Here is a 25,314-nt window from a genome sequence, read left to right on the forward strand (position 1 = left end):
TTCAAATGCTTTACAAAAATCATCTACATGGCAAAACAAAGCATCTAAACTAAACATAGGGCAGGTTGCTGGATTTAACGCTATTTTCAGCTTACTACCTGTCCCTTTCCTTATCCCGAACTCAGGTATGGTTAGCTTCTCCATTTGTGCATATTGATGATGAATTGGGAGTATCACTTCTGTTTAGAGTGAATCATTTCAGGGATGATCTCAAAGAAAAACGCGGTGAATATCATCGTTTTGCTGCGGAATTGGAACCTGTTCGAGAACAACTAATTCCACAAGATACTATTCAGGCATGGATTCCAGCGAAAATACCTTCCTCTACTACAGAATTATTGGATGGTAACTGTGTAGGGGAGGCTGTTAACGATCCTGCTGAAGTAAAAGAAGAACTACAAGAGGAGTTAAAAGATAAAACGCCCTATGAATTAAGGAGTGCAGCAGTAGAAGCTTTTTGGAAAAGAGATTATCTGCGGGCAATGACAATATTTGATGAACTAGCAAAAATTCATAACTCCAATGAATACAACCATGTCGCAATGTACCAGCATGGTGTTGCGATGTGGAATACATCTGAACAGCTCGGAGCCGAAGGCCACATATATGATTTGCATCAGCGAATTAGTTGGCTTAAAAATGCTGTCGAGTTACTCAAAGAAGCTTCACAGCACCGAAACTCCGATTACTCGGCTAAGGCACTCTACGAAAGATCAAAAGCATTATGTCGTCTATCACACCTTGTTACAGATGATAATGCCTTCTTCACGCAAGCTTGTGAGGATGCGGAAAAAGCAGCGAACTCTGTTTATGAGCGAGCTTACATAAGTTGGTATCAGCGATTGGTAGAGCGTGGTTGCTAGATTCTATTTTTATAGGATGCTCCTGTATTGAAGGGGAGAAGCAATCCTGCTTCTCCCTTCCACTTGTTCAACCACTGTAACAACTCTGACTTTGAAGGATGCAATCGCTCTTATGGTAACGGTAAAAGGGCGATCGCTATGGTTTACTAGTAATTTTTCTATCAAAGGTGTTTACAACCTCTAAATCATGAGGCTATCTGGTAAATGGCAGGTCGATATCTCGGTTCAGGAATTGGTTTTTCCTCCATTTTGGCAGCTTCTAACCATGCTTCTTTTGCTTTTAAAACTTCACGAAGTGCTTCTTCTTCAGTTGTACCAAATGCTGAACAGTATTTCAGATCAGGAATATCAGCAATGTAGCCATTATCTTCTTCACTGTAGAAGATATTAATGTGATATTGTTTCACACTTAATCCTCCAAAGTGAGTGCATATTTTGCAATCAAAATTAAAAATTGACGAACTTGATAGGGAACAACTTCGCCTTTTCGATTTTGCAAGTTAACAAGGTCAGGAATATCTTGGTGAGTAAAGATGTGGTGACTACCATTAACGCGTGATAGGAAAATCCAAATGCATCAACCAGTAACCAGTTCATTAAATTGAATATTCTTGGAACCAGAAAGAACTTTCTCTAGCAATTTACGCTTTTTCGACATTTTTACACCCTATCTTCGCCAAACTAGAAGCGTGTAGACGCAGAGTGGCTTGTCGTCAGACATCGCACCCTTCGCTACCTACTTAACAACCTCCGCCGCAAATTATCCAAAGCTGCATTTGCACTTACATGACGAATTAGAGCACGTCCCCGCGCTACACCAAACTGATATTCAAAACTTGCCACTTCATCCTTTGGCCCAGCTAAACCGATATAAACTAAACCTACTGGTTTAGTATCCGTTCCCCCACTTGGGCCAGCAATACCAGTGATACTTAATCCCCAAGTGGTAAAAAGACGAGTTTTCACCCCAAGTGCCATTTGCTTTGCAACAGTAGCACTGACCGCCCCAAATTTATCTAAGTCTTCCTGTTCAACCCCCAGTAGTCTAACTTTCACCGAATTGTCATAAGAAATTACTCCACCCCAAAAGTAATCAGAACTACCAGAAATCTCTGTTAACATTTGCCCCAGTCCACCGCCAGTGCAGGATTCTGCTACAGAAAGAGTTTCCCCCGATGCACGCAATAACTGCCCAACTACTGAAGCAAGTGTGGCATCATTAGCACCGTAGTAATCCAATCCGGCAATTTCTTTGATTTGTTTCTCAATAGGCGCGATAAAAGCTTCTGCCGCCGCTTCTGAAGTTGCTTTTGCAGAAACTCGTAGTCTTACTTCTCCCTTACCTGCATAAGGAGCTACTGTCGGGTTTGGCAAGTTCAAATAAGAAGCAACCTTTTCTGCTAAAACTGATTCACCAATGCCCCAAAACTTTAAACTTCGGCTGTAAATAATTTCCGTACCCCAACCTTGGCTTTTCAGAAAAGGGATAGCCGTTTCTTGCCACATGCAATGCATTTCACTGGGAACACCAGGAAAAGTAAAAATCGTTACATTAGGACGGGGTTGCCAGATGATACCGGGTGCTGTTCCAGTGGGGTTAGGTAAAATTTCTGCACCTTGGGGAATTAATGCTTGCTTGCGGTTGCTAGGAGACATAACCCTACCGCGTTGAGCAAATTTCTGAGTTATATCTTCGATAATTTCCGGGCGTTCTACCAAGGGAGCATTAAAGAAATCGGCAATGGTTTCACAGGTGAGGTCGTCAGGTGTCGGGCCAAGACCACCAGTGAAAATGAGAATTTGCGCTCTTGAGATAGCAACTTCCATAACTTGCTTGAGTCGCTCTGGATTATCTCCAACTACAGTTTGATAATAGTGGGGAATACCTAGCTGCGCTAATTGTTGCGCCAAAAATTGAGCATTGCTGTTGAGGATATCTCCCAGCAGCATTTCAGTACCAACACAAATAATTTCTGCACTCATGGAATTGGCGATTGGTGATTAGGTATTAGGAAACTCGTGGCCCTTCTGAGAATCAGAGGTAATGGGAATTATAGGATTAGGTATTGTGGATTAGAGGAATTCTTTGCTACTACCTAGTACCCAATCCCCAGTCCCCAGCCGCCAATCCTTAAGATTGTCGAGACAATTTCCAAACACGCCAAATAGCATAACTTAGCAGCGTGGTTGCACCCCAGGCGTAAGCAATGCCACTAGGTATACCAGCAATAGCTAATGCTAAACTCCCAACCCACAGCGTTAAAGAGTAAATGAATAAAACTGTCAGTCTGTGGGATAAACCAGCATTTAGCAGTCGGTGGTGCAAATGACGTTTATCTGCCACCCAAGGCGATTTACCACGGCGGAGTCGCGCCAAAATGACTGCTGACATATCGACAATTGGCACTGCCAAAATCAGATAAGGCAATAACACTGCGGTGAAAGCAGGAATTTTCACTAGACCAATTACACCCACAGCCGCTAGAGTGAATCCCATAAAATAAGCCCCGCCATCTCCCATAAAGATTTGTGCGGGGTTGAAATTATAGCGGAGAAATCCTAGCGCTGCACCAGCCAAAGCTGCGGCGATTAAAGCTGCTGCTGGTTGTCGCATAAACAGTGATACAACCAACATAACCACAGCTGCAATTCCAGACACACCAGCAGCTAATCCATCTAAACCATCAATCCAGTTAATAGCGTTGACCATCCCCACTAGCCAAATTACTGTGATCGGCAAACTTAGCCAATCCAAGTCAACTATCCCGACTGTGGGAATACTAATAAAATCTATACTTACGCCTGCTTTCCATGCACCGGATGCTACAACAACTTGCATCAGCAGGCGTGTCAAGGGGGACAGGTTTAATAAATCGTCGGCTAAACCGATGAGAAAGAAGCCAAGACCACCTAAAGTAACACCCCAAATTTGCCATTCTTTTTCAGCTGGCAGATTTCCAAATCCACCCAACCACCAAATCAGTACTAGGGAGGTTATCGTACCTGCGAAGATAGAAACTCCTCCCAGGCGTACCATTGGACGCTGATGGACTTTGCGATCGCCAGGTTGATCTACGCGCCCACTTTTTATGCCTATGTTTTTAACATCAGGCGTAGTCCAGAGAACGACTACTGCGGCAACAAGGAAGGCAATCAGATGATAAATCTGAGGAGTCATCAGTATCTTCAAATAAGTAGCTTGTAAGACAAAAATGTGCCGAGGAATATATCTACCTATATCTACTACATTTCAGACACTTTTCAGCATGAGAATTTTAGATTAGGGGCTGGGGACTGGAGGACAAGGTGAATAAATAATCAATACCCAATCCCCAATACCCTATGCTAGGGCTGGTACAGAAATTTGCTGATGAGGATATAAAGGGAAGCGATCGCACAATGTTGCTACTCTTTGCCGACAATCTTGGGCAATTACCTCCGAATCTGGGGAAAGCAGGCGATCGGCAATAATATTTCCAATTTCAGTAAATTCCTCTACTCCTAAGCCTCTAGTTGTCATTGCGGGAGAACCTAACCTCAGACCGCTAGTCACAAATGGCGACTGCGGATCAAAAGGAACTGTATTCTTATTAGCAGTAATATTCACGCCACTTACCAGCTGATCCGCTTGCTTACCTGTCAGACTGATAGACTGTAGATCAACTAGCATTAAATGATTATCAGTACCATTTGACACCAATTTTAAGCCCCGTTTTTGCAGTTGATCTGCCAAAGCACTAGCATTTTCTATCACTTGAGACGAATAGGCTTTAAACTCTGGCTTCAAGGCTTCTCCAAAAGCTACTGCCTTACCAGCAATCACGTGTTCTAATGGCCCACCCTGACTACCAGGGAAAACAGATTTATCTAGTTTTTTACCTAGTTCTGCGTCGCGGGTCAAGATTAAACCACCTCTGGGGCCGCGTAGAGTTTTATGGGTAGTTGTGGTGACAACATCACAATAAGGAATAGGGTCAGGGTGAAGACCACTAGCAACCAAACCAGCGATGTGGGCAATATCCGCCAGTAAGTAAGCACCGACTTCATCAGCAATGCTGCGAAACTTTTCAAAGTCAATGACACGGGGATAAGCTGAATAACCACAAATCAAAAGCTTAGGACGCTCCTTCAGCGCCAGTTCCCGAATTTGGTCATAGTCAAGTTGTTCTGTTTGTTGGCTAACACCATAATGGCGAACTTGGAACCATTTACCCGAAACATTCACAGGCGAACCGTGGGTAAGATGTCCTCCATGAGATAAATCCATCCCCATAATTATGTCTCCTGGTTCCAGTAAGGTCAGAAAGACTGCAAAATTAGCCTGTGCACCGGAATGGGGTTGTACATTCGCATGAGCAGCACCAAACAAGCTTTTAGCACGGTCGATCGCTAGCTGCTCGATTTTGTCTATAAACTCGCAACCGCCATAGTAGCGTTTCCCAGGCAATCCTTCAGCATATTTATTTGTCAGTACAGAACCTTGAGCCGCCAGTACAGCAGGGGAGGTAAAGTTTTCACTAGCAATCAACTCTAGGTGATCGCGTTGACGTTGTAGTTCTTGGTTAATTAGCTCCGCAATCGTAGGATCGGCGGAGGCAAGAAAGTCTGAGTTAGTCCTAGTCACTTCAAATATCCTTATGGAAAATTGCACAACAGTTAATTTTGGTCAAGCACAGCAGCTAAGTAACAGTCCACAGTCAAGGGTCTTATAGTTTAATATTTTTTGACTACTGTACAAACGCCATAAATCGCTTCTGTACTATTGACGTTTATTTAGTGCCCACTTATTTATTATTAGATACCAGCCCAATTAATGTGTTAATTATCATAAAACTCACTGGAGTGTAGAAATCTCGAAGTAGGATTCATAGGGATGCAATCGACACACTGACTGGTTTTTATAATATTTATGTATCATTTTTTCTGAAAATCTTAATCTTTAACACACACAACATACAATAAGTTAAGGTTCGCTTAGCAATTTTTTCTTAACTATCCACATTTTTGCTAAAAAGAGTGCATTAGGTTGCTCTTATGTGTCCTCTGCCATCGAAAATCCACTATACGACGACGCGCTCAACCAGCCTGAACCTGCTCTCTGGATTGCTACAAAGGGGGTTATTCCCGGAGGGAAATGTGGGTAACAATGAGGATTTACAGGAGGGATTCGATGCTAGTCATCTTAATGGAAGATCAGATCCTTGCCCCTGAAAAGGTTTGTCAGTCTTGTTTACTCGCCGATGGAAGTGGGCAACCTCGCTGGGGTGGGGGTCAACTGCGTTGCGGTCAAGCCATTCGCAAACTTATGGAACAGCAACCTGACCAGTATGAGTGTATGATGGGTTTCCGCATTGCGTATATAGAATAATCGCATTTGCCAGCAAGACTTAGTAACTGCGTTATCCTAGGCTCAAGTAACTGTTGAAATTTAACCACAGGAGAACGCATAATGTCTTGGCGCGGGTCTACAACGGTTTCAGATCGGATTTTTGCTTGCTTACCTTATTTGCTTCCCCTAATAGAAGTTTTTGTATTCGGGAGATTTTTGCTAGCAGAGTTCCCACCTCTGCAACTGCTTTTTCTGCCGCTTCTGCCGTTGCTAAGAATTTACTACGGCGTCCGCTACGCAGGATTGATTATTTTCTTTGCTTTATGGCTGTTGGTAGTAAGAAACGAAAAAATTAGCCATTTTATTCGTTTTAACACCATGCAAGCAATCCTTTTGGATATTATTATCTTTTTGTTTAGCATCTTGACTGATCTTGTCGGACTGGTTCCTAGCAGTGGTTTTGCTATCCAAACCCTCTACACAACTATTTTTATCGGCGTAGTGGCAGCGGTTGCATATTCTGTTATCCAGTCTCTAATCGGGCGTTATGCGGAAATTCCGGCTGTTTCTGATGCGGTTTATATGCAAGTGCGGTAGTTATTAACGGGCAGCCACAATGTTTTCTAGGCGACCAATACCTTCAATTTCTATGCGGACGCGATCGCCTACAAGCAACGGGCCCACCCCAAATGGCGTACCCGTTAATACCAAATCCCCTGGGAGCAGCGTCATTACCTGACTGATATAAGACACCAGAAAATCGGGGGGAAACACCATCTGATCAATACAAGCAGATTGTACTGGATTTGGCTCGTCATTCAAGAAAGTCTGCAATCTGGCTCCTGGATTTAATTCTCGTACAATCCAAGGGCCCAACGGACAAAATGTATCAAAACCTTTGGCTCGTGTCCATTGACCATCCCGTTTTTGTAAATCCCGCGCTGTCACATCATTGGCAATGGTATAACCCCAAATTTTGGTTTGGGCTTCCTCTGGAGTACAGTCAAAAGTGCGATCGCCAATCACCACTGCTAATTCTCCTTCGTAATCTACTCGTTGCGAATGAGGAGGACATTTAATTTCTGTCTCAGACGGAATAATAGAAGTAGGCGGTTTGAGAAAGATTAATGGCTCAGAAGGCACAGGAGTTCCCATCTCTGCCGCATGGTCTGCATAATTCTTGCCCACCGCCACAATTTTTGAAGGAGCACAGGGGGCCATAATTTGGTAATTTTCCGGTGTTAAAGTTAAATCAGTGGGTTGCCCTTGCAACCAGGGCGGAGCATCTAACACCTGCACATTCAGGGATAGTTGTAGTAACCCGTAGTAAATCTGTCCTTCTTGATTTTGAACTCGCACATAGCGCTGCGCCATAACCTTGATCAATATCCTTTTGTCTGCAATTAAAAGCTGTGAGCGATTACAATCCTCGGTTAGCTTTTTGATAAATCAGTTGAGCCGATAGTCAGCGATAGAGCCTTAAGCCTGAAACTGATTGTTATAGATGCTATTGGCTAAACTAATAGTCTGAGCAATTTGCTGCTGATCACCAAAAGCTAAATTCTTACTTAACTCAAGAAATTTGAGGGTCGGCTTGCAACCTATTTTTTATTAGAGATCCAAACTTCAGCGATTTGAGTTAATGATTCAAATTTAAAACTGGTAAGATTATAGTTCCTTGTTGCTTCAGATGTTGATTAATGCTCGTATTGACGATCACAGCCAATGTATAAATTAACGTCAGCAGCCATTTTGCCCATAAGGAGACTGAAAATTATGACAACCGTTTATGAAACAATGTACATCCTACGTCCTGACCTAGGAGAAGAACAGGTAGAGCAAGCAATTACGAAATACCAGAACTTGCTCCGCGAACAAGGGGCCGAGGATATCCAAATTCAAAATCGTGGGAAGCGTCGTCTCGCTTATGAAATCAAAAAGCACCGCGACGGCATCTACATTCAGTTCAACTACATAGCACCTGCAACTGTAGTGGCGCCCTTAGAACGTGCCATGCGTTTAAGTGAAGAAGTGATTCGCTACATGACAATTAAGCAGGAAGTTCAAGAAGCAAAACCCGCTAAAGTGGGAGCTGCAACTGAGTAAGTATGAGTGGCTAGGGATTGGGAAACCCCGAAATCCTTGAAATAGAAGGGGTAATCGGGAATAAAAACTAAATTCTTCCCGATACCCAATTCCTCATAACCAGCCGCTAATTCCAAGTAAACTAAAAAATTTTTTGCCTTTATACTTTTTCGTGACTCATCTGGGAATGCTAAATTAACAAATACTTGCCAAAGGCAGTACTACCGCAGTTATACCTAAAAGTGGACAAGATTCTGAATGGGAGCTGTAAGCCACTGTGAGTCAATCTGATACACCCAACATCCAAGCTCTCTCTACGGAAGCATCGCAGCTGCGCCAAGAGTTGCAACTTCGCGATCAGTTAGTACAACAGCTATCTCAAGAACTCTTCCGGCTGGTAAAGGGTAATACTAATTTTATGCCCCAGCGGACTGAGCCTGAGCGTGATCTGGCTCAGTTACAAGCTTTGCGAGAACAACTACAAGCTGTTGAGCAGCAGGTTGCGTTCTATCAAGAGCAAATTACATCTCGTGATGTCGAAATTTACCAATTGCGGCAATCAGTTCAAGAACTCACTGATCGCAGTCGGATGTTGGAGCAAGTAGTTCAGGAGTTGCCTCAAATTTATCGTCGTAAGTTTGAGGAGCGCATGACTCCAGTGAGAGAAAAGGTGGCAATGTTACAACGGGAAAACCGCCAACTTCAAGCAGAACTGCAAAGTGTGAGTTACCGTTTAGCACTCAAAACCCGCAATGCTAGTCATAGCGGCATTGATTTGCCGAATTTTCCCCGCCCAACATCGGGACAAAGTAACATTTCCACTCCCCAGAATGCTTAAAGTTTTGTTGGTAATGGGATAGAGAAGGCTATTTTATTTTTTCAAAGCTCCGCAGGCTGGAAGATTTTCCAGCATTTAGTCCGTGCACAGAGAAGTCTGAGCGGACTTGGTTTGCATAGGCGTACCCTTTAGGGTGTGGGGTTTATAGTAGAATGAAACAGCCCTGGTGAGACATGATTTCAATTCGTAATGGACTATGCCCCCTACGTTTCGCTAGGTTTATTCGGCGAAGTCTCTTGAAATTATCTAAGTAGTTCTGTTAGATGCAAAGTAAATAGTTCCGGGCAATCTGAAAAGGTTTTCCCTAAAAAGGTGGAGAGTGTCGCAAAGTATTGAATTTGATTTGACTTACTTGCTTTACTTCCCGCTTTACGTGCTTGATCTGGCATCAAAATCCAAAAGCAAAAGTCAGATTAATTCATCCGCCGTTAATAGCACCAAGTTACAAAGCCATTAGTTTATATCAACATTCTGCTCTAAATCAAGAGAAAATCAGACTGCTAGCACCAGACTATTATCTCCAAAAATAGTGAGAATGTATTTGTAAACATTACAAATTACAAACATTGCTTGACTCCGCCATCCATCTTTAGGTAGATTTTTAAGTTAGTCTGCTAGCACCAGACTTTTATCTTTGACGTTAGTGAGAATGTCGTCGTAAGCGTTGAAAATTTCAAACACTGAATCCAACTGGGTGAGTTCCAAAATCAATCGTACGGGGGCTTGCACATTACAAAGAACCAAACGACAACCACTTTGACGTGCAGCTTTGAGTCCTTGTACCAATGGGACTAACCCGGAACTATCCATGAAATCTACTTCCGCTAAGTCAATAACCCATAGTTGATCTGGCTGAGGAACTACTCTAGCCATCTGTTCACTTAAAGCCATCCCACCTTGCAAATCTATGCTTTGTTGGGGCTTGAATAAAATCACCTGAAGTTCTTGTGTGAGAGTCATAAATTTAACTGGAATGTAACTGGGTAGTTGAAACACTTTACAAGCAATCGAAAAGTGACATCAATACTGCTTCTGTCTCAACAGCAAAATGACTGTCTTGCCCATATGTCTGGGAACTTACAGCAATGCAGTTGAGTTGGTTTTTCAGTATTCATGCCGTATAATTTGTCTTAACTCTCCTCAATATAGGCATAAGCGCCTATGAATTTCAGTAGCAACCGTATCTTTTACGATATTTTTATAATTTACATGCATATTTATAAATTTTTTATAAATACTATACTACTTTTTATTAGTAAAGTATGTAGTTGTGATAATCGATGCTAAAAAGTCAATAGTCAATATTCAAAATCTAATAGTTACCATAGATTAGAAACTATGGACAATTAACTCATAGAGTATGAAATTAATAAATCTATGTAGCGGCTTGATTGACACCCTACCTCAAAACAAGCAAAGATATAGAGTAAAAGTAAAAATTTGTAAAGGTGGCGGTGCGGGATGTCTTTAGAGCTGATTTCACTAGAAAACATCCAAGAAGTTGCCCACAGGTATGGCTATTTAGCAATTTTTTTAGGAATTTTGCTAGAAAATTTAGGTATTCCACTTCCAGGTGAAACCGTGACTTTAGTGGGCGGATTTTTAGCTGGTAGTGACGAACTAAATTTCTGGCTGGTTCTCGGTGATGCAATTATGGGTGCTGTAATTGGCGGCACTTGTGGTTATTGGATTGGTAGAGTTAGCGGTTGGCCTTTTTTGGTACAAGTTGGTAAGATATTTCGGATTTCAGAAGTACGACTGCTGAACATTAAAGAACAATTTAGTCAAAATGCTGCTAAAGCTGTATTTTTTGGGCGTTTTTTCGCACTACTGCGAGTTTTTGCAGCGCCGCTAGCTGGTATAGCTGAAATGTCTTTCGGTAAGTTCTTTTTATACAACTTGTTAGGGGCAGTTACTTGGGCTAGCCTGATGGTGACATTAGCTTTCTTTGCTGGCAAAATTATTTCTTTAGAGCAATTGGTTGCCTGGGTGGGTCAATTCGCGATCGCAGCGTTACTAATCATGGTGGCGGTGATCGTTGTGCCCCTGTGGTTGGAATCTCGCCAAGTCAAGGAAGTTAGTGGTGAGAAGTAAGGAGTCAGGAGTTAGGAGTAAAGTAACAACTAATTTATTTTTAACTTTTAACTCCTAACTCCCAATTGTTAACTTCTAATTTGCTGTGACCAAATGCGAGTTGGTAGCCCCCAAACGTAGATGAAGCCTTCAGCGGCTTTGTGGTCAAATTGGTCTTCAGCGCCGTAAGTTGCTAAATCAGGACTATAAAGAGAATTATCACTCCAACGCCCGACTATCGTGGCGTTGCCCTTAAAAAACTTCACTCGCACAGTTCCCAATACTTGCTCTTGTGTTTTTTGAATAAAGGCATCTAGTGCGGCTTTGAGTGGACTGTACCATAGACCGTTGTAAACGATTTGGCTGTAAGTTTCTTCAATGCCACGCTTGTAATGGGTGACATCTGCTGTTAGTGTCAAGCTTTCTAAATCCCTATGTGCTTGAATTAGCACCAACATAGCGGGTGATTCGTAGATTTCCCGCGATTTGATGCCTACTAGGCGATTTTCGATCATATCGATCCGCCCAATGCCGTGATTTCCAGCCATCTGATTGAGTTGTTCAATTAGCTCAACTGGCTTTGTGGGTGTACCGTTGAGAGTTATGGGAATACCTTTGTTGAAACCAATTTCAATGTACTCTGGTTCGTTCGGGGTATTGGCTATCGCTTTAGTCATCTCATAAACTTCTTCTGGTGGTTCAACTGCTGGATCTTCCAACACACCAGTTTCAATACTACGACCGAGCAAATTCTTGTCAATGCTGTAAGGTGAAGATTTTTTAACTGGTGAGGGGATGCCAAATTTTTCACCATAGGCAATTGTTTCCTCACGGCTCATCCCCCATTCTCTTGCTGGTGCAAGTATCTTCAGATTAGGATTAAGGGCAGCAATCGAGATATCAAAGCGAACTTGATCATTACCCTTACCAGTGCAACCGTGAGCGATCGCATCAGCACCATATTTTTGGGCTGCTTCTACTAATATCTTGGCAATTAGTGGGCGAGCAAGAGCAGTTCCTAGGGGATAGCGATTTTCATAAAGGGCGTTGGCTTGAATCGCTCCAAAGGCGTAATCTTCAACAAAGCTGTCTTTGACATCCGCCACTAGGGATTCACTTGCACCCGATTTCAAAGCTTTTTCTCGGATTGGCTCTAATTCATCTCCCTGGCCTAAATCTGCTGCTAGCGTAATTACCTCTTCTACACCCCACTCCTGTTTAAGGTAAGGGATGCAAACTGATGTATCCACTCCCCCAGAATATGCCAGGACAACCTTTTTGGCGCGACCCATTGATTTCTCCAACTAGGAAAACAAAGAATGAGTCATTATTATATCTAACTAATCCATGTATATTTTATGCTTGAATAAACCTATTTGGAAATTCTCCTCAAACTCATACAGCACTATCCCTTTGAATGAATTTTTTGATGCTTTTAATCGTAAATTATTAGTATTTGTCAAATTTTGAACACAGGCGATCGCTTTTATTCATATAAAGCTTTTTTATATGGCTTTGAAAATATCAATGTTCAGCAGGCTGAATCCTAGCCGTTATACGCATTAGTTTTAAATGCTAGATATTGGTTGCAGGGTGGATAATTCCACCCTGTTTTAAGTAGATGCAAATCAATTGCCTAAAACTTTATTCTTGATAACCTAGTTCAAGCTTTTGTGCTTTATGGTCTAGAAGATGCTATTTTTTTACGCAGCAACAAACCTAACCCAAACATACACGATCCAAGCATAAAAGTTGGCTCAGGAACACTGGTATAAGTGACGAATTGAACACCCGTATCAGTCAGATCATTCCGATCAATAAAATTTTCACGGTAGACTTCAAAAGTGCCAGGTGTAAATTGCAATCCCAATCCTCCTTGGTTCCTAATTTTTCCTGAGAAGTCAGTTAAAACCGACGCTAAAGAATCATCCGCTTCAGTGTATGACTGGCCACCGTAGGTAGCAGAAAGCTTTAAGCCTTCTGAAATTGTTACTTCCTGATCGTCTGCTGCTGCTTGGTCGAATGAAAAAGTGCCTTTAAGACTTTTACTGGTATTAGAAAAATCATAAATGAGGATTGCAGCTTGGGCAGGCATAATTTCCCCTACCGCAAAAATCAGAGCAGTTCCGACCGTTGCAGCTGCTAATTTTTTGAAGATGGAGTCAGTCATTTTTTTCCTTTGATAAATAAACAGGTGCAAAAAAACCGAAATGGTTTGATGAGACAGAGACGTAGTAACACACGTCTCTGCAACACGAAGCTTTTCAGTCAGTGTTAAATGAAGCGGTGTATGAAGCTCACGGACTTGTGAGCGCAGTTTTCATAGCCTGAAAGATGTGACTCTGATCAACCACTCCTCGAACACCGGGCGCACTATATGTACCAGAGCTATCTGTGAACTTGACATCTTGCCCTAAGAATCGAGTCAGAGTTGATGAGTAAGCACCTTGATAGTAAACAGGTACAATCCGTCGGCTGTGACTACCCCAGAGGTACTTGTAATTTGGATCTGATCCCCAAAAGTGACCAGCATCTTTAGGATTGTGTTTGTTGAAGGTGATGTCTTTAGCGTTATATTTCAAACCTCTGGCTTGACTTGGCTCAGGATTAGCAGTCAGCTTCGAGGCAAAGTCATTATTGAGAGTCAGGTAGTGGTCATGGTCAGCAGTAACCAGTAGTAGGTTCTTACTCCAACCACCATGATTCTCGATCCAGGTCATAACTTCTTGAACTGATTTGTCAAAATCATTCATGGTACCAATTAGGTTATCCATGTTGTTATCATGAGCAGCCCAGTCGATGTCACCTCCTTCAACCATCAACCAGAAGCCATCTTTGTCCTTACCTAGAACGCTTAGAGCGGCTTTAGTCAAGTCAGCTAGAGTCGGATTTTCGTTAATTTCTCTAGCAATAAAGCTGGCGTCTGTTTCACCAGGCGCTAGAGGGCGGACAGTATCAGGTGTTGGCCCAGAGATCGGGTTCCCTGTTGCATCAATGACAGGAACACAATCTCCAGCTGTACCAGGAATTATCTGACTTGATGCACAAGGATTTTCTGGAGTTCCACTTCTGACAACGGAGCTATAGACTGAAAAGTTATCCAGACCTGTCAAGCTGTAGTCTCCCTTAGAAGAACTAGTAGGAATATTGCCATTTTGTCCACGAGCGCCGTATAGACCAAATAATTTTCCTCCCTTATTCGGGTCGATTTTAGCAGCCGTGTTTAGCAGTGTCTTTGTTGCATTAGAACCACGTTCCAAAAAGGTATAGCCGTAACGATTGGACGTAGGGTTATTCTTCAGATGCTCGTAAGTGTCTTGTGTGATGTACGTATATTTCTCGACTGGGCCCGTACTTTCTCTATTTTCAAAGTCCAGGGGATGACCGCCACCCAACAAAACATTAGGCTGAAAGTTTAGCAATGTCTGTTGCAAAATACTGTCTTGGTTGGACTTGGTGGGGTCGTAAACACTGTCGTACTTGCTACGACGATTTACGAAAGAAGCCGCAGCACCAGGTGTTGCGTGGCTCACAGGTACAGAAGTAACCAAACCTGTAGACTTACCTTTTTCTTTGGCAATTTCTAGGACGGTTTTTAACCTCTTCTCGTAAATATCTACGCCCATCGCGTTGTTAAAGCTCTTTACGCCCGTATAAAGAGTTGTGGCGGTGTTAGCAGAGTCGGGATAACTGTACTTGATATACTCTTTGTCGTATTTACCAGAAGTAGCAGGGGTCAGAGGAATCCAGGGAACAGGGCCGCCTTTACTTGCGTCATAGCCTGCCAAGTTACCATCTGCCAAGCTATTGCCATCAGTGCGATCGCCTGGATTAAATGGAGTAGGTCGGAATGTGAAGTTAGGACGAACAGGACTTACACCGGTGAGTATATTAGACCCATCCAAGGCAGAGTTACCTGTTAAGTGAGGCTGATCTGTTGGTGTTTCTGGTGTATTTCCCTGAATTGTTGTGCCGTAAGTTGTTACTAGTCCATATCCAGTCAGATTTTGAAAGCTTAGACCAGAGCCTTTCCCACTGGTGTAAAAGGGAGCACCTTTGGCAAGAGCAGCAGCCCGCGCCATCTCCCAACCCATACCATCGCCAATCATGATAATCACGTTAATCCCATTACCCGCGGCCAGGGTCGGCTGAAAAATAGAATTACCAAATATCAGCAGAACTGTACAGAGAAGGCTAGCCATAGCAAAGGCCAGCCATCGCCTGTACTTTCCTAAAAATGAAATCATTACGGTACGCCTTCTAGTTAATTGAGTAATTTTCAGCGGCTAACTATTGATAAAAGTTGGATTCAAGATGACTAGCAGCAAAATCTGGATACGCAGCGTTCGCCCTTGGTTGAGTCGAGTTCTTAACAATAGTTGGGTTATAAGCAGCAGCAGGTTGTTGATTTGTTGTGCCTAATGACAGCAGAACTGCAAGAACTAAACTGGATATGAACCAAGCCAATGAGCGTTTGTATTGTTTGAGTAATAGAATCATTTGGGATTTTTTAAGTAAAGCTATCATCAAGAAACCTCCTAATAAGTAAATGAGTGATACTCGGCGGGCAATAACTATGCTTGGACAAGTAAGAGAATGCCAATAAGCATCATTTTTAAACTTTAAATATAAGTAAGCAGCAAAATTAATCTTGCCGATAAACGTTTAGACGTTGCTCTTGCTTTAATGTGATTTTGTGGACAATATTAAAGCTATATCCTGGTTAAATAAAGGATGAATAGGCATTTTTGAAGGTTTTTTACAGCTTGTTATTTGCAAAGTTACTTCAGTAATATTGAAAGTTTCTTGCAAATGATTTTGTAATTTAATGAGTAAGCGATCGCGTTCCCAAATCGTTGCACATTCAACTGTTAAATTAGCGCAAAGCATTATCTTACTTGAGCTAATTGTCCAGATATGAAGTTTCTCTACTTGAATAACATCAGGAAATGATTTGAGAGATATTTCTACCTCAACTGGGTCAATTAATTCCGGTGCATACTCTAAAAAAATCTTCATACTTTCCTGGACTAAAGGCAAGGCACTCAAACCAGTAAAAGTTGCTACTACTAAACTGATTGCGATATCTGCCCACCACCAATCCCAAAAATGAATTGCTACAGCGGCAACTATTACACCAAGAGAACTAGCTGTATCTGCGATGACATGCAGCAAAGCCCCGCGTAAGTTTAAGTTGTTGTCAGTGTAAGGATGAAGCAAAGTAATGTTGAACAGATTCACGATTAAACCCAACACCGCGATTCCTAACATTGGTAAGCCCAAAATTGTTGCTGGATTTTGCCAGCGTTGAACAGCTTCCCAAGCAATAAAAGTTGCGATCGCAATCAAAATTAATCCATTTAACAAAGCTGCTAAAACTTCGATACGTTGATGTCCAAAGGTTGCCTTGTTCTTTGCTGGACGCTGTGCTAAAAAACTAGCAAATAGCGATATTGCTAAAGCACTTATATCCGATAAAATGTGCTCTGCATCAGCTTGCAAAGATAAACTTTTACTCCATAAACCTACACTCCATTCAGCAATAAAGAAACTAGTAAGTAAGGTTACTATTATCAACAGAATTTTTGTACTTAGCTGATTTTTAATTACTTTGTTGGAACTATTTGCACAAGCACATTCACACCATTGAAGTGAGAGCATTAATCAAAAACCTTTGTAAGCTATAGTATTGATTTAGTCTAAAAAATTTCCACTATTTGTCCTATAATCTTATTTTTTTAAGACTATTTAGTGACAAGTTAGGTTGGATACTTTATTTATGCTACATTTTTGATGTAATTGCTCACCAATTGATTTGGTATAAAGTTGTTAATACAGTATTTTTTAAACTTTAGAATATATATCAAGACTATATAAAACTTATATCGCTTAGTTTAAGACATGGTAATGCTTCTATTAAAAATAATAAATTAAAGCAGATTAACACTCATTATTGATGGCAGGTGAAGCAGCAAAAATTATATTAATATTTATCTTTGATTTAACTTGAGCAGAATAGTCAGTGCTGCTACTTTTACCAGTCGTTGGTAAGGCAGTAAACACTTCTTTGCTGTGTCGATGCACCTATCTAAATGTATTTAGTTAACAATAATAATCCTTCTCATTTAATTGAGAATAAGAATCTTTTTTAACAAATTTCATAATAGTCGAATCAAATATTAAAGGCCGTAAACTTGCGATTTATATACTAGCTTGCTCCACAATCTTGAACATGGAAATAACGTTGCGCGCATGAAAACATTGCTAGCTTAGGTAAAATTATTATCCACAAGTAATTTTCTAGCAGTTCTGAACAAAAGTTAAGGCACTAACCTGCTGGAAGCCACTACGTGCCTATGTACTGGATGCAAGGAAGCCAGCACAAAATAAATTTACACAAACTTTATATAAGATTGATAATTTTAAATATTTGATGAAAATAATGTTTTGTTTGATATTTCTTAACCTGCATACACAGTTTTAAAGCTTATTTAAGTGAAATTACAGAACTATTCATTTTTTAGCTTTGGAGTATTTTCTGATGAAATTAGCCAAAAATTTTGGCGTTGCGAGTGTTGCAATTGTCATGTCTGTTACTGCTGTTGGCAATAAACCGACACATGCTGCTGTGATTGAATACGATTTCACCGTGAATGCTATATCTGGCAACAATCCGGGTCAGTATTACGGTTCTTTTGAATATGATGACTCGTCCCTAACCGGCACGGGTCTTGAAAACTTGGGTGTTGGAAATGGATTAGCAGTTACATTCAATTACTTAAATACTATCTATACAGAGAAAAATGATGAACTTTATGACTCTTTTCCTGTAGTCAGCTTTAACAATGGCAAGCTTTCGGGATTAAGCTATTTTGTTGCAGATAAGTTTTTCATCGGCAGCGAGGTAGATACTCCACAAATAGGAGGTAACAAATTTTATAGCATATTGAGTGGAGAATCTTTAGCAGCAGCAGAAATAGGTACAGTTAGTTATTCCAAAGTACCGGAACCTTTTACTCTTGGTGGTACAGCGATCGCTGGTGCTATGGGATTGTGGATTAAACGCAAGAATAAAGCATCAAAAGTGGCAGACTAACTAATAGTAAATATCCACTAAAAAATCTTGAATAAAAAATCCCTACTTCGCAAGTGGGGATTTTATTTTTTTGTAAAACTTACACCGACGCAATTAAGAAAATCGCCTTATCCCTGCCTATATCTTAATTTAAGGATTAAGGCGATTAATTATTTTTAACCAATAAAAGTCTTTAAGATACTTTACTGGTGGAGGTGCGATCGCTAAATAAATCTGCTCCTATCTTCTGTAAAGAAGAACACCTTGGAATTAACCTTTCAGCTTTTAGAGTCCACCGATGATGCCGCCGTCATTGCGTGTAATCACCACTGTTGAAGAACGTGGACGTCCAGATGGGCCATAACCTTGACTGTGCGGCCAGTTACTAAATTCTGTAGGATTTGAAGGTTGCGATCCATCACCTGGGTGCTGGATATTGATAAACATCGCTTTGCCGTCAGGTGTGGTGACTACGCCAGTTACCTCACAGTTTGTTGGGCTGGTCAAGAAGCGCCTAATCTGTTTGGTATTGGGGTCGGCACACATCATCACGTTACTACCGATGTTTACCCAGTCACCTAGACCATCGCCAGCCTGATCAGTCTGAATCCAGAGGCGACCGAAGTCGTCGAACCAAAGACCATCCGGTGCTCCGAAGTCGTCGCCTTTAATGTTGCCGACAAGATTTGGTTCGGAGTTAGATTTATCGCCGCACTCAACGAAAATATCCCATCTGAAGGTAGTAGCTTTGACGCTGCGTCCATCCTCACGCCAGCGAACAATGTGACCATAACGGTTATCAGGACGTGGGTTAGCAGCATCGACAGGAGGACGCGCACTACCTGCGCCTGTTGTGCCGTCTGGCTCGTTCGAGGAAACTGGCTCTGTTCCACGGCGGCTATTATTTGTCAATGTGCAGTAAACCTCAATCTCCTTAAATCCGCCAATCCGAGGACGCACAGCAGTCCACTCTGGGCGATCCATCATCGTCGCACCAACTCGATCCGCAGCCTGTCGTGTCTTGACAAGCACTTCAGCTTGGCTTCTGAAACCGTTTTCAGGTGTTAGACCGCGTTGTCCGTAGACTAAAGGAAGCCACTCGCCAGTACCGTTGTCCTTGAACTTAGCGACATAAAGAATACCGTTGTCAAGCAAGTCGCGGTTAGCATCACGATTTTGCGGATTTAGGGGTTTGGCGCAAACGAACTTGTAGATGTACTCGTTGCGCTCGTCATCGCCCATGTAGAAAGCAACATAGTAGTTGTCATCAACCACGTACTGAGCGCTCTCATGCTTGAATCTGCCCAGTGCAGTGCGCTTTACTGGTTTACTTTGCGGATTGTATGGATCGATTTCAACCACCCAGCCGAACAAATGGGGTTCGAGCGGATTTGTGCTGGCATCAAAACGTGGATCAACCTCATGCCAGCGATAGCCAAACCCTGATGTTGAAACGCCGTAACGATTCTGTCCTGCCAAGATATCGGACTTTTCGATCCCTGGAATTGAAACTACATCTTCCGTAGGGTTGGCAAAGTAGCCGTTCCAGTTCTCCTCACAGGTCAAGTAAGTGCCCCAAGGTGTATGACCGTTGGCGCAGTTATTGAGCGTACCGTATGCAGTATGGCCATCGTTAAGCGTCCCGCTGTCAACCGAGCCATTCGGCGTAATTGAAAACTTCTTCGACTTCAAAAGCGCGCTGCCTGCCGCAGGCCCCGAAATCCGTATCTCGGTATTGCCAGTAATGCGACGACCATAAGATGAATTGCGATTGAAACTCCATTTATTGCCGTTCTTGAATATCTCTACAACAGAAACGCCGTGAGCAGCTTGAGACTTCCGTACCTTTTCAATCGTGACTTGTGAGCCTGGCTGTCCAACTGCGGGTGTAGTTTCTGTTGCTGGAGTGAAGGTCAGACCGTCAGGATGAAGAATCTCTTCTTGGGTATACTCATGGTTCACACACAGCAGCCCGCGATTGAGTGGCTGGTTTAAAAAACTCCTTGCTGACCTTCTTAATGAACTTAAGGTCTGGCCGATAAAACGCTCTTGTGGGAGAGGGAAGTAGTACATACCATCCGCGTGCATACCAAACTGCTTTTCCTGCGCCGCAGCATTCTGCGAGGCATTTGATAGCCAGTCTGGCGCACCAGGCATGATCGGATCACCCCAAGCAACAAGTACTTCGGCCTTATAACCAGCAGGAACACTGACAAGATCCTTTTCGAGGAGTCCTGTCGCTGGGTTGTTCAAATTTGGTGGGATGCTCTTGAAACCAATACCACCAAATCCGGTTCCTTCTGGAATCGGAGTTGCCTCGACACTTTGAAGAAAACCACTGATGGAAACATCGCCTAGAACGGTAAGCACTGACGTACCTACGGCAGTCAGTATAAAGCGCCGACGCTTCATGCTAACGCGCTCAATCACATCACGAATTGACTCGTTACCGGATGGGTTGATCGTCTGATTGTTCTTGGGGTGAAGCGAACCTTTCATTCTGTGCTCTCCGTTTAAGAGTTATAAAATTGCTATTCAGATCATTTCTTGATGACATGAGCAATTCAGTAAAGAAAAACTCTCTAGATTTACATAAATCGCTCAAATATTTATTGAGTTTTCCTTCACTTTTAACAGCCACTAACCCGCAGTTAATATCAAGTTAAAACTGGCTGATGCTGCTCATACGTATAAAAATGATCAATTTTGTATTAATTTAGGTAAAAACCATTAACATCAGGTTATGTATTGATTAATTGGAATTTATTAACATTTATTTTTTAATAAAGAATATTTTCTTTGCAGTACAAATACTGCTTTTATCTTGAATATATATCTATATGTTTAAGACATAATTTCAGCAAATTTTGTGGTATCTCCGAGCGTGCCACATCTATAAACAGAGTCAGGCAAGGAACAGCGTCGGTGTCGCAGCTGTCCTATCCTGGAGATGGATAACAGTGTTTTGTGGGTGAGACTGTGTTTTTCAGCGTTGTGATACCGACTTACAATCGCCAACCGATTTTGTCAAAGTGTCTTCGCGCCTTGGAGGTGCAGGAGTTGAGTGCTGTAAGTTCAGTTACTAATTACGAAATTGTCTTAGTAGATGATGGTTCTACTGATGGCACATTAGAGTGGTTGGCAGCACATAAAGAAGAATTTCCGCATGTACGATGGTTTGAGCAAGACCACGCCGGGCCAGCTGCGGCTCGAAATTTAGGGGTAAAACAAGCGCTGGGAGACATAATTATCTTTATTGATAGTGATTTAGTAGTGCTGTCGAATTTCCTGCAAGCTCATGCAGATGCACTAGTGCAAGGAAAGGAGAAATTAAGAAGCGATCGCTTTTTCACTTATGGTGCAGTTATTAATACTTGCAATTTCGACAACCCAACTGCTGAACCCTATAAAATCACAGATTTTTCCGCAGCTTTTTTTGCTACAGGAAATGTAGCAATTCCTAAACATTGGCTAGAAAAAGCTGGACTTTTTGATACCAGATTTCAACTCTACGGCTGGGAAGATTTAGAATTAGGTGTAAGGCTTAAAGAACTAGGTTTAATACTAATGAAATGTCCAGCAGCCGTTGGCTATCACTGGCATCCACCATTTAATTTAGAGCAAATTCCCCGTTTGATTGACCAAGAAATTCAGCGCGGACGCATGGGAGTTTTATTTTATCAAAAGCATCCTACTTGGGAAGTACGGATGATGATTCAGATGACTTGGTTGCATCGTCTACTTTGGGGCATTCTGTCACTCAATGGCGTACTCAATGAAAGGACGATGGCTCCATTTTTGCGATGGCTAATTAATTTAGGTAAACCCCAATTAGCTTTAGAAATTGCCAGAGTTTTCCTCAACTGGTATAACGTTAAGGGCGTGTATGAAGCTTATGCACAGATGAAGTGAGGAGATAGGAGTTGGCAGATAGGAGTTGGGAGATGGCAGACAAGGGGGTAGGGGAGCAGGGGAGTAGAGAGGCAGGGAAGCAGGAGAGCAGGGGAGTAGAAGTGCAGGAGGGCAGGAGGGCACAAAAGCAATAAATATTGACTTAGGACTCAAGACTCAGGACTCAGGACTCAGGACTCAAGACTCAGGACTCAGGACTCAGGACTCAGGACTCAGGACTCAGGACTCAGAACTCAGGACTCAGGACTCAGGACTCAGAACTCAGGACTCATTACTCAGGAATCAGGACTCAGGAGTTAAAGCTCTGGCAAATATGCTAGCCTAGTATGGTTAACTAATCTCGCACATCCAGGAATTCGGGTGTTTCCTAGTTGGGAACTACGCCTGGGTGGAGGTTTAACCCGAATAGGAGTTCAAAAATACATGCCAGTCGTTTCATTGGCTCAAATGATGGAGTCTGGGGTTCACTTTGGGCATCAAACCCGCCGTTGGAACCCGAAAATGTCTCCTTACATTTACACCTCCCGCAATGGTGTACACATCATCGATTTGGTGCAGACAGCCCAGTTGATGGACAATGCCTATAACTACATGCGATCGCACGCTGAGCAAGGAAAGAAATTTCTTTTTGTCGGCACTAAGCGACAAGCAGCCGGAATTATCGCTCAAGAAGCCAGTCGTTGTGGTTCGCATTACATTAACCAGCGTTGGTTAGGTGGAATGCTGACCAACTGGGCAACCATTAAAACGCGGGTTGACCGCTTGAAAGATTTGGAACGCCGGGAAGAAACCGGGGCACTAGATCTGTTGCCGAAAAAAGAAGCTTCTATGCTGCGTCGAGAAATGGCGAAGCTTCAGAAATACTTGGGCGGTATTAAAACCATGCGGAAAGTGCCCGATATTGTCGTGATTGTAGACCAACGGCGGGAGTATAACGCAGTTCAGGAATGCCAAAAACTGAATATTCCTATTGTTTCTATGTTGGATACAAACTGTGACCCGGATGTAGTAGATATACCCATTCCGGCAAACGACGACGCCATTAGGTCGATTAAGCTGATAGTAGGAAAATTGGCGGACGCTATTTATGAAGGTCGTCACGGTCAGCTGGATGCAGAAGAGGATTACGAAGATTACGACGGTGGCGAGTATGACGAAGACTACGACGAAACCGAGTATACTGACACCGTGATTCCCGACGAAGAGGAAGAATAATAATAGTGCTGAGTGGAGACGCGATTAATCGCGTCTCCACAAGTGGGTGCTGAGTGCTGAGTAAGATAGATATACTCAGCAGTTTAGATAGTTCTTAGTCCTGATTTCTCAGTTGCAAGTTATGAGGTTTGAATCAAGAATTTTCTTCAAATCAAAACTGATAACTGAACACTCAAAACTCAGGACTCAGGACTCAGGACTGATTAACTTTATATTTGTTTGTGAGTGATTACAACTCAAGTTCAAGTTAGGAATTGAGGCAACATGGCGGAAATATCTGCAAAACTCGTCCAAGAGCTACGCCAAAAAACTGGTGCAGGCATGATGGACTGCAAGAAAGCGCTGAAAGAAACTGATGGCGACATAGAACAAGCCGCAGACTGGTTAAGAAAAAAGGGCATCGCTTCAGCGGGGAAAAAAAGCGATCGCATTGCAGCAGAAGGTTTAGTAGACACTTATATTCAGCCTGGTGGCCGGGTGGGTGTACTCATAGAAGTCAACTGCCAAACTGATTTTGTTGCCCGTAACGAAGCTTTTAAAGCTCTAGTTAAGAATCTAGCAAAGCAAGCAGCAACCGTTGATAGCGTTGAATCTTTATTGACTCAACCCTATATTGAAGATGAAAATGTGACTGTAGAGGAATTCATTAAGCAAACCATCGCTACGCTGGGTGAAAATATCCAAGTGCGTCGCTTTATTAATTATGCTCTACCAGAAGGTACACAAGGTAGAGTAGACAGCTACATTCACACTGGCGGTAGAGTTGGTGTTTTGGTTGAACTGAACTCCCAAACTGAGTCCGTGGCCAGTAAAGAAGAGTTCCAAGCCTTGGCACGAAATACCGCTATGCAAGTTGCGGCTTGCCCGAATGTCGAGTTTGTGAACGTAGACCAAATCCCCGCCGAAATTGCCCAAAGAGAGAAAGACATTGAAATGGGGCGGGATGATTTGGCGAACAAGCCACAGAACATCAAAGAAAAGATTGTTCAAGGACGGATTGAAAAACGCCTGAAAGAATTGACTTTGCTGGATCAGCCTTACATTCGCGATCAAAGTATTTCTGTAGAAGACTTAGTGAAGCAAGTGAAGGCTCAATTAGGCGAAGACATCCAAGTGCATCGCTTTGTCCGTTACATTCTAGGCGAAGGCATCGAAAAGCAAGAAAGTAACTTTGCTGAGGAAGTTGCTGCACAAATGGGTAGTAAGTAATTTTGGTCATTAGTGATTAGTCATTAGTCATTTGTTCTTAGTTCAAATGACTAATGACTTTTTTAAGCACAGGTCAAGCAAATTATGCTGACCTGTATTTTATGATTTTGTATCTAAGCTCGACTTGATCCAAAATGAATAACTCGGCTTTTCTTATCCGGCAAAAACTCTGGTTTTTTGGCAAATACTTTTCCCATATTCTTGATTCACGATCAAGTATAAAAACTCAAACTACACTCCCGCGATGCTTTCAGCGTCGAGTTTTGGGTTTCGTAAAAATGGATAAAGTCGAGCTTAGAGGGTGTTTGAAAAGTGTTTCGCTGTGACTTTAGGCACTTTTAGATCCCCCCTAACCCACGCCAGTCGCTCATGGGGAGCCACCCCCTTGCGGAGGTTCCCGACGCTCGTTCGCGTAGCGTGTCGCAGACAAGACTCGCTCTAAGCGAAGCCATGCCGAAGGCTTTACGCTGCGCTATCCGTTGTGGGGAGTGGCGTGGAAACCCCCTTGGCGCAGCCTCAAAGTAGAGAAGACCGCGCTGGCTCCCCTTAAAAAGGGGGAACCGGAATCAAAGTCCCCCTTGTCAAGGGGAGCCACTGTGTTGGGGAGACAGCGCCGTGGGCGGGTTTCCCGACTTGAGGCGACTGTCGTCGGGTTTCCCGACTTGTAGCAAGTGGCGTGGATTTAGAGGGATCTAGAACTTTTGATACCGACAAG

General features: G+C 42.6%; 22 protein-coding genes. 10 read left to right on the plus strand and 12 right to left on the minus strand.

What is annotated here, in order from left to right:
- The first annotated feature begins 188 nt into the window (after positions 1-188).
- Positions 189-863 (plus strand): hypothetical protein, encoded by a 675-nt coding sequence (locus FNW02_RS27625; RefSeq protein ID WP_225225932.1) that lies wholly within the window; start codon positions 189-191, stop codon positions 861-863.
- Positions 864-1,048: 185 nt separating this feature from the next.
- Here FNW02_RS27625 and FNW02_RS27630 read toward each other — a convergent pair whose 3' ends face one another.
- The 4 genes from FNW02_RS27630 to glyA form a co-directional block, all read right to left on the minus strand.
- Positions 1,049-1,270 carry a type II toxin-antitoxin system HicB family antitoxin gene (locus FNW02_RS27630; protein ID WP_191760679.1) on the minus strand — a complete coding sequence of 74 codons (222 nt, stop codon included), beginning with the start codon at positions 1,268-1,270 and terminating at the stop codon, positions 1,049-1,051.
- A 325-nt stretch (positions 1,271-1,595) separates the two neighbouring features.
- Complete coding sequence (locus FNW02_RS27635) at positions 1,596-2,846, minus strand: competence/damage-inducible protein A (RefSeq protein ID WP_191760680.1); 1,251 nt, start codon at positions 2,844-2,846, stop codon at positions 1,596-1,598.
- A 148-nt stretch (positions 2,847-2,994) separates the two neighbouring features.
- Positions 2,995-4,041, minus strand: a complete 1,047-nt coding sequence (locus FNW02_RS27640) for a glycosyltransferase family 4 protein (RefSeq protein WP_191760681.1) — start codon at positions 4,039-4,041, stop codon at positions 2,995-2,997.
- A gap of 162 nt (positions 4,042-4,203) precedes the next feature.
- Positions 4,204-5,487 carry a serine hydroxymethyltransferase gene (gene glyA / locus FNW02_RS27645; RefSeq protein ID WP_191760682.1) on the minus strand — a complete coding sequence of 428 codons (1,284 nt, stop codon included), beginning with the start codon at positions 5,485-5,487 and terminating at the stop codon, positions 4,204-4,206.
- 546 nt (positions 5,488-6,033) lie between these two features.
- Here glyA and FNW02_RS27650 point away from each other — a divergent pair.
- Together FNW02_RS27650 and FNW02_RS27655 are read left to right on the plus strand one after the other, a co-directional pair.
- A complete protein-coding gene (locus FNW02_RS27650) occupies positions 6,034-6,231 on the plus strand; it encodes a hypothetical protein (protein ID WP_191760683.1) in 198 nt (65 codons plus the stop codon).
- An 81-nt stretch (positions 6,232-6,312) separates the two neighbouring features.
- On the plus strand, positions 6,313-6,789 hold the full coding sequence (locus FNW02_RS27655) for a Tic20 family protein (RefSeq protein WP_191760684.1): 477 nt from the start codon (positions 6,313-6,315) through the stop codon (positions 6,787-6,789).
- Between the two features lie 3 nt (positions 6,790-6,792).
- Here FNW02_RS27655 and FNW02_RS27660 read toward each other — a convergent pair whose 3' ends face one another.
- Positions 6,793-7,566, minus strand: a complete 774-nt coding sequence (locus FNW02_RS27660; protein ID WP_191760685.1) for a fumarylacetoacetate hydrolase family protein — start codon at positions 7,564-7,566, stop codon at positions 6,793-6,795.
- 402 nt (positions 7,567-7,968) lie between these two features.
- On the opposite strand from FNW02_RS27660, the gene rpsF reads away from it, so the two are divergent.
- Entirely contained in the window at positions 7,969-8,298 is a 330-nt protein-coding gene (gene rpsF / locus FNW02_RS27665; RefSeq protein WP_162398427.1) for a 30S ribosomal protein S6, read from the plus strand.
- A gap of 256 nt (positions 8,299-8,554) precedes the next feature.
- A complete protein-coding gene (locus FNW02_RS27670; protein WP_191760686.1) occupies positions 8,555-9,115 on the plus strand; it encodes an Npun_F5560 family protein in 561 nt (186 codons plus the stop codon).
- Between the two features lie 606 nt (positions 9,116-9,721).
- Here FNW02_RS27670 and FNW02_RS27675 read toward each other — a convergent pair.
- Positions 9,722-10,075 (minus strand): STAS domain-containing protein, encoded by a 354-nt coding sequence (locus tag FNW02_RS27675; RefSeq protein WP_191760687.1) that lies wholly within the window; start codon positions 10,073-10,075, stop codon positions 9,722-9,724.
- Between the two features lie 501 nt (positions 10,076-10,576).
- Between FNW02_RS27675 and FNW02_RS27680 the strand changes: the two genes are divergently transcribed.
- Positions 10,577-11,209: a DedA family protein gene (locus tag FNW02_RS27680; RefSeq protein ID WP_191760688.1), complete on the plus strand. Its 633-nt coding sequence runs from the start codon at positions 10,577-10,579 to the stop codon at positions 11,207-11,209.
- Between the two features lie 68 nt (positions 11,210-11,277).
- Here FNW02_RS27680 and FNW02_RS27685 read toward each other — a convergent pair whose 3' ends face one another.
- The 5 genes from FNW02_RS27685 to FNW02_RS27705 form a co-directional block, all read right to left on the minus strand.
- Entirely contained in the window at positions 11,278-12,480 is a 1,203-nt protein-coding gene (locus tag FNW02_RS27685; protein WP_191760689.1) for an argininosuccinate synthase, read from the minus strand.
- A 386-nt stretch (positions 12,481-12,866) separates the two neighbouring features.
- Positions 12,867-13,358: a PEP-CTERM sorting domain-containing protein gene (locus FNW02_RS27690; protein ID WP_191760690.1), complete on the minus strand. Its 492-nt coding sequence runs from the start codon at positions 13,356-13,358 to the stop codon at positions 12,867-12,869.
- Between the two features lie 127 nt (positions 13,359-13,485).
- Positions 13,486-15,390 (minus strand): alkaline phosphatase, encoded by a 1,905-nt coding sequence (locus FNW02_RS27695; protein WP_225225933.1) that lies wholly within the window; start codon positions 15,388-15,390, stop codon positions 13,486-13,488.
- 88 nt (positions 15,391-15,478) lie between these two features.
- Complete coding sequence (locus FNW02_RS27700; RefSeq protein WP_225225934.1) at positions 15,479-15,715, minus strand: hypothetical protein; 237 nt, start codon at positions 15,713-15,715, stop codon at positions 15,479-15,481.
- 156 nt (positions 15,716-15,871) lie between these two features.
- On the minus strand, positions 15,872-16,849 hold the full coding sequence (locus tag FNW02_RS27705; RefSeq protein WP_191760692.1) for a cation diffusion facilitator family transporter: 978 nt from the start codon (positions 16,847-16,849) through the stop codon (positions 15,872-15,874).
- A gap of 880 nt (positions 16,850-17,729) precedes the next feature.
- Here FNW02_RS27705 and FNW02_RS27710 point away from each other — a divergent pair.
- A complete protein-coding gene (locus FNW02_RS27710) occupies positions 17,730-18,284 on the plus strand; it encodes a PEP-CTERM sorting domain-containing protein (protein WP_191760693.1) in 555 nt (184 codons plus the stop codon).
- A gap of 264 nt (positions 18,285-18,548) precedes the next feature.
- Here FNW02_RS27710 and FNW02_RS27715 read toward each other — a convergent pair whose 3' ends face one another.
- A complete protein-coding gene (locus FNW02_RS27715) occupies positions 18,549-20,762 on the minus strand; it encodes a PhoX family protein (RefSeq protein WP_191760694.1) in 2,214 nt (737 codons plus the stop codon).
- A gap of 468 nt (positions 20,763-21,230) precedes the next feature.
- Here FNW02_RS27715 and FNW02_RS27720 point away from each other — a divergent pair, with 468 nt between their 5' ends.
- The 3 genes from FNW02_RS27720 to tsf all read left to right on the plus strand — a co-directional run bounded on the left by FNW02_RS27720 (position 21,231) and on the right by tsf (position 24,599).
- Positions 21,231-22,175, plus strand: coding sequence for a glycosyltransferase family 2 protein (locus tag FNW02_RS27720; protein WP_348535453.1), 945 nt, complete (start codon positions 21,231-21,233; stop codon positions 22,173-22,175).
- Between the two features lie 423 nt (positions 22,176-22,598).
- Positions 22,599-23,390: a 30S ribosomal protein S2 gene (gene rpsB / locus FNW02_RS27725; RefSeq protein WP_191760695.1), complete on the plus strand. Its 792-nt coding sequence runs from the start codon at positions 22,599-22,601 to the stop codon at positions 23,388-23,390.
- 264 nt (positions 23,391-23,654) lie between these two features.
- Positions 23,655-24,599 carry a translation elongation factor Ts gene (gene tsf / locus FNW02_RS27730; protein WP_191760696.1) on the plus strand — a complete coding sequence of 315 codons (945 nt, stop codon included), beginning with the start codon at positions 23,655-23,657 and terminating at the stop codon, positions 24,597-24,599.
- Positions 24,600-25,314 lie beyond the last annotated feature (715 nt).

Origin of the sequence: Komarekiella delphini-convector SJRDD-AB1 (genome assembly GCF_014831675.1) — a bacterium.
In the GTDB taxonomy this organism is placed as follows: Bacteria; Cyanobacteriota; Cyanobacteriia; order Cyanobacteriales; family Nostocaceae; genus Komarekiella.

Bases quoted from the DNA above. Each gene is read 5' to 3' on its own strand.
- FNW02_RS27655 (WP_191760684.1), top strand. From the start codon at position 6,313: ATGTCTTGGCGCGGGTCTACAACGGTTTCAGATCGGATTTTTGCTTGC.
- rpsB (WP_191760695.1), top strand. From the start codon at position 22,599: ATGCCAGTCGTTTCATTGGCTCAAATGATGGAGTCTGGGGTTCACTTT.
- tsf (WP_191760696.1), top strand. From the start codon at position 23,655: ATGGCGGAAATATCTGCAAAACTCGTCCAAGAGCTACGCCAAAAAACT.
- FNW02_RS27705 (WP_191760692.1), bottom strand. From the start codon at position 16,849: ATGCTCTCACTTCAATGGTGTGAATGTGCTTGTGCAAATAGTTCCAAC.
- FNW02_RS27700 (WP_225225934.1), bottom strand. From the start codon at position 15,715: ATGATAGCTTTACTTAAAAAATCCCAAATGATTCTATTACTCAAACAA.
- FNW02_RS27710 (WP_191760693.1), top strand. From the start codon at position 17,730: ATGAAATTAGCCAAAAATTTTGGCGTTGCGAGTGTTGCAATTGTCATG.
- FNW02_RS27685 (WP_191760689.1), bottom strand. From the start codon at position 12,480: ATGGGTCGCGCCAAAAAGGTTGTCCTGGCATATTCTGGGGGAGTGGAT.
- FNW02_RS27635 (WP_191760680.1), bottom strand. From the start codon at position 2,846: ATGAGTGCAGAAATTATTTGTGTTGGTACTGAAATGCTGCTGGGAGAT.
- FNW02_RS27715 (WP_191760694.1), bottom strand. From the start codon at position 20,762: ATGAAAGGTTCGCTTCACCCCAAGAACAATCAGACGATCAACCCATCC.
- FNW02_RS27650 (WP_191760683.1), top strand. From the start codon at position 6,034: ATGCTAGTCATCTTAATGGAAGATCAGATCCTTGCCCCTGAAAAGGTT.
- FNW02_RS27680 (WP_191760688.1), top strand. From the start codon at position 10,577: ATGTCTTTAGAGCTGATTTCACTAGAAAACATCCAAGAAGTTGCCCAC.
- rpsF (WP_162398427.1), top strand. From the start codon at position 7,969: ATGACAACCGTTTATGAAACAATGTACATCCTACGTCCTGACCTAGGA.
- FNW02_RS27690 (WP_191760690.1), bottom strand. From the start codon at position 13,358: ATGACTGACTCCATCTTCAAAAAATTAGCAGCTGCAACGGTCGGAACT.
- FNW02_RS27695 (WP_225225933.1), bottom strand. From the start codon at position 15,390: ATGGCTAGCCTTCTCTGTACAGTTCTGCTGATATTTGGTAATTCTATT.
- FNW02_RS27640 (WP_191760681.1), bottom strand. From the start codon at position 4,041: ATGACTCCTCAGATTTATCATCTGATTGCCTTCCTTGTTGCCGCAGTA.
- FNW02_RS27660 (WP_191760685.1), bottom strand. From the start codon at position 7,566: ATGGCGCAGCGCTATGTGCGAGTTCAAAATCAAGAAGGACAGATTTAC.
- FNW02_RS27675 (WP_191760687.1), bottom strand. From the start codon at position 10,075: ATGACTCTCACACAAGAACTTCAGGTGATTTTATTCAAGCCCCAACAA.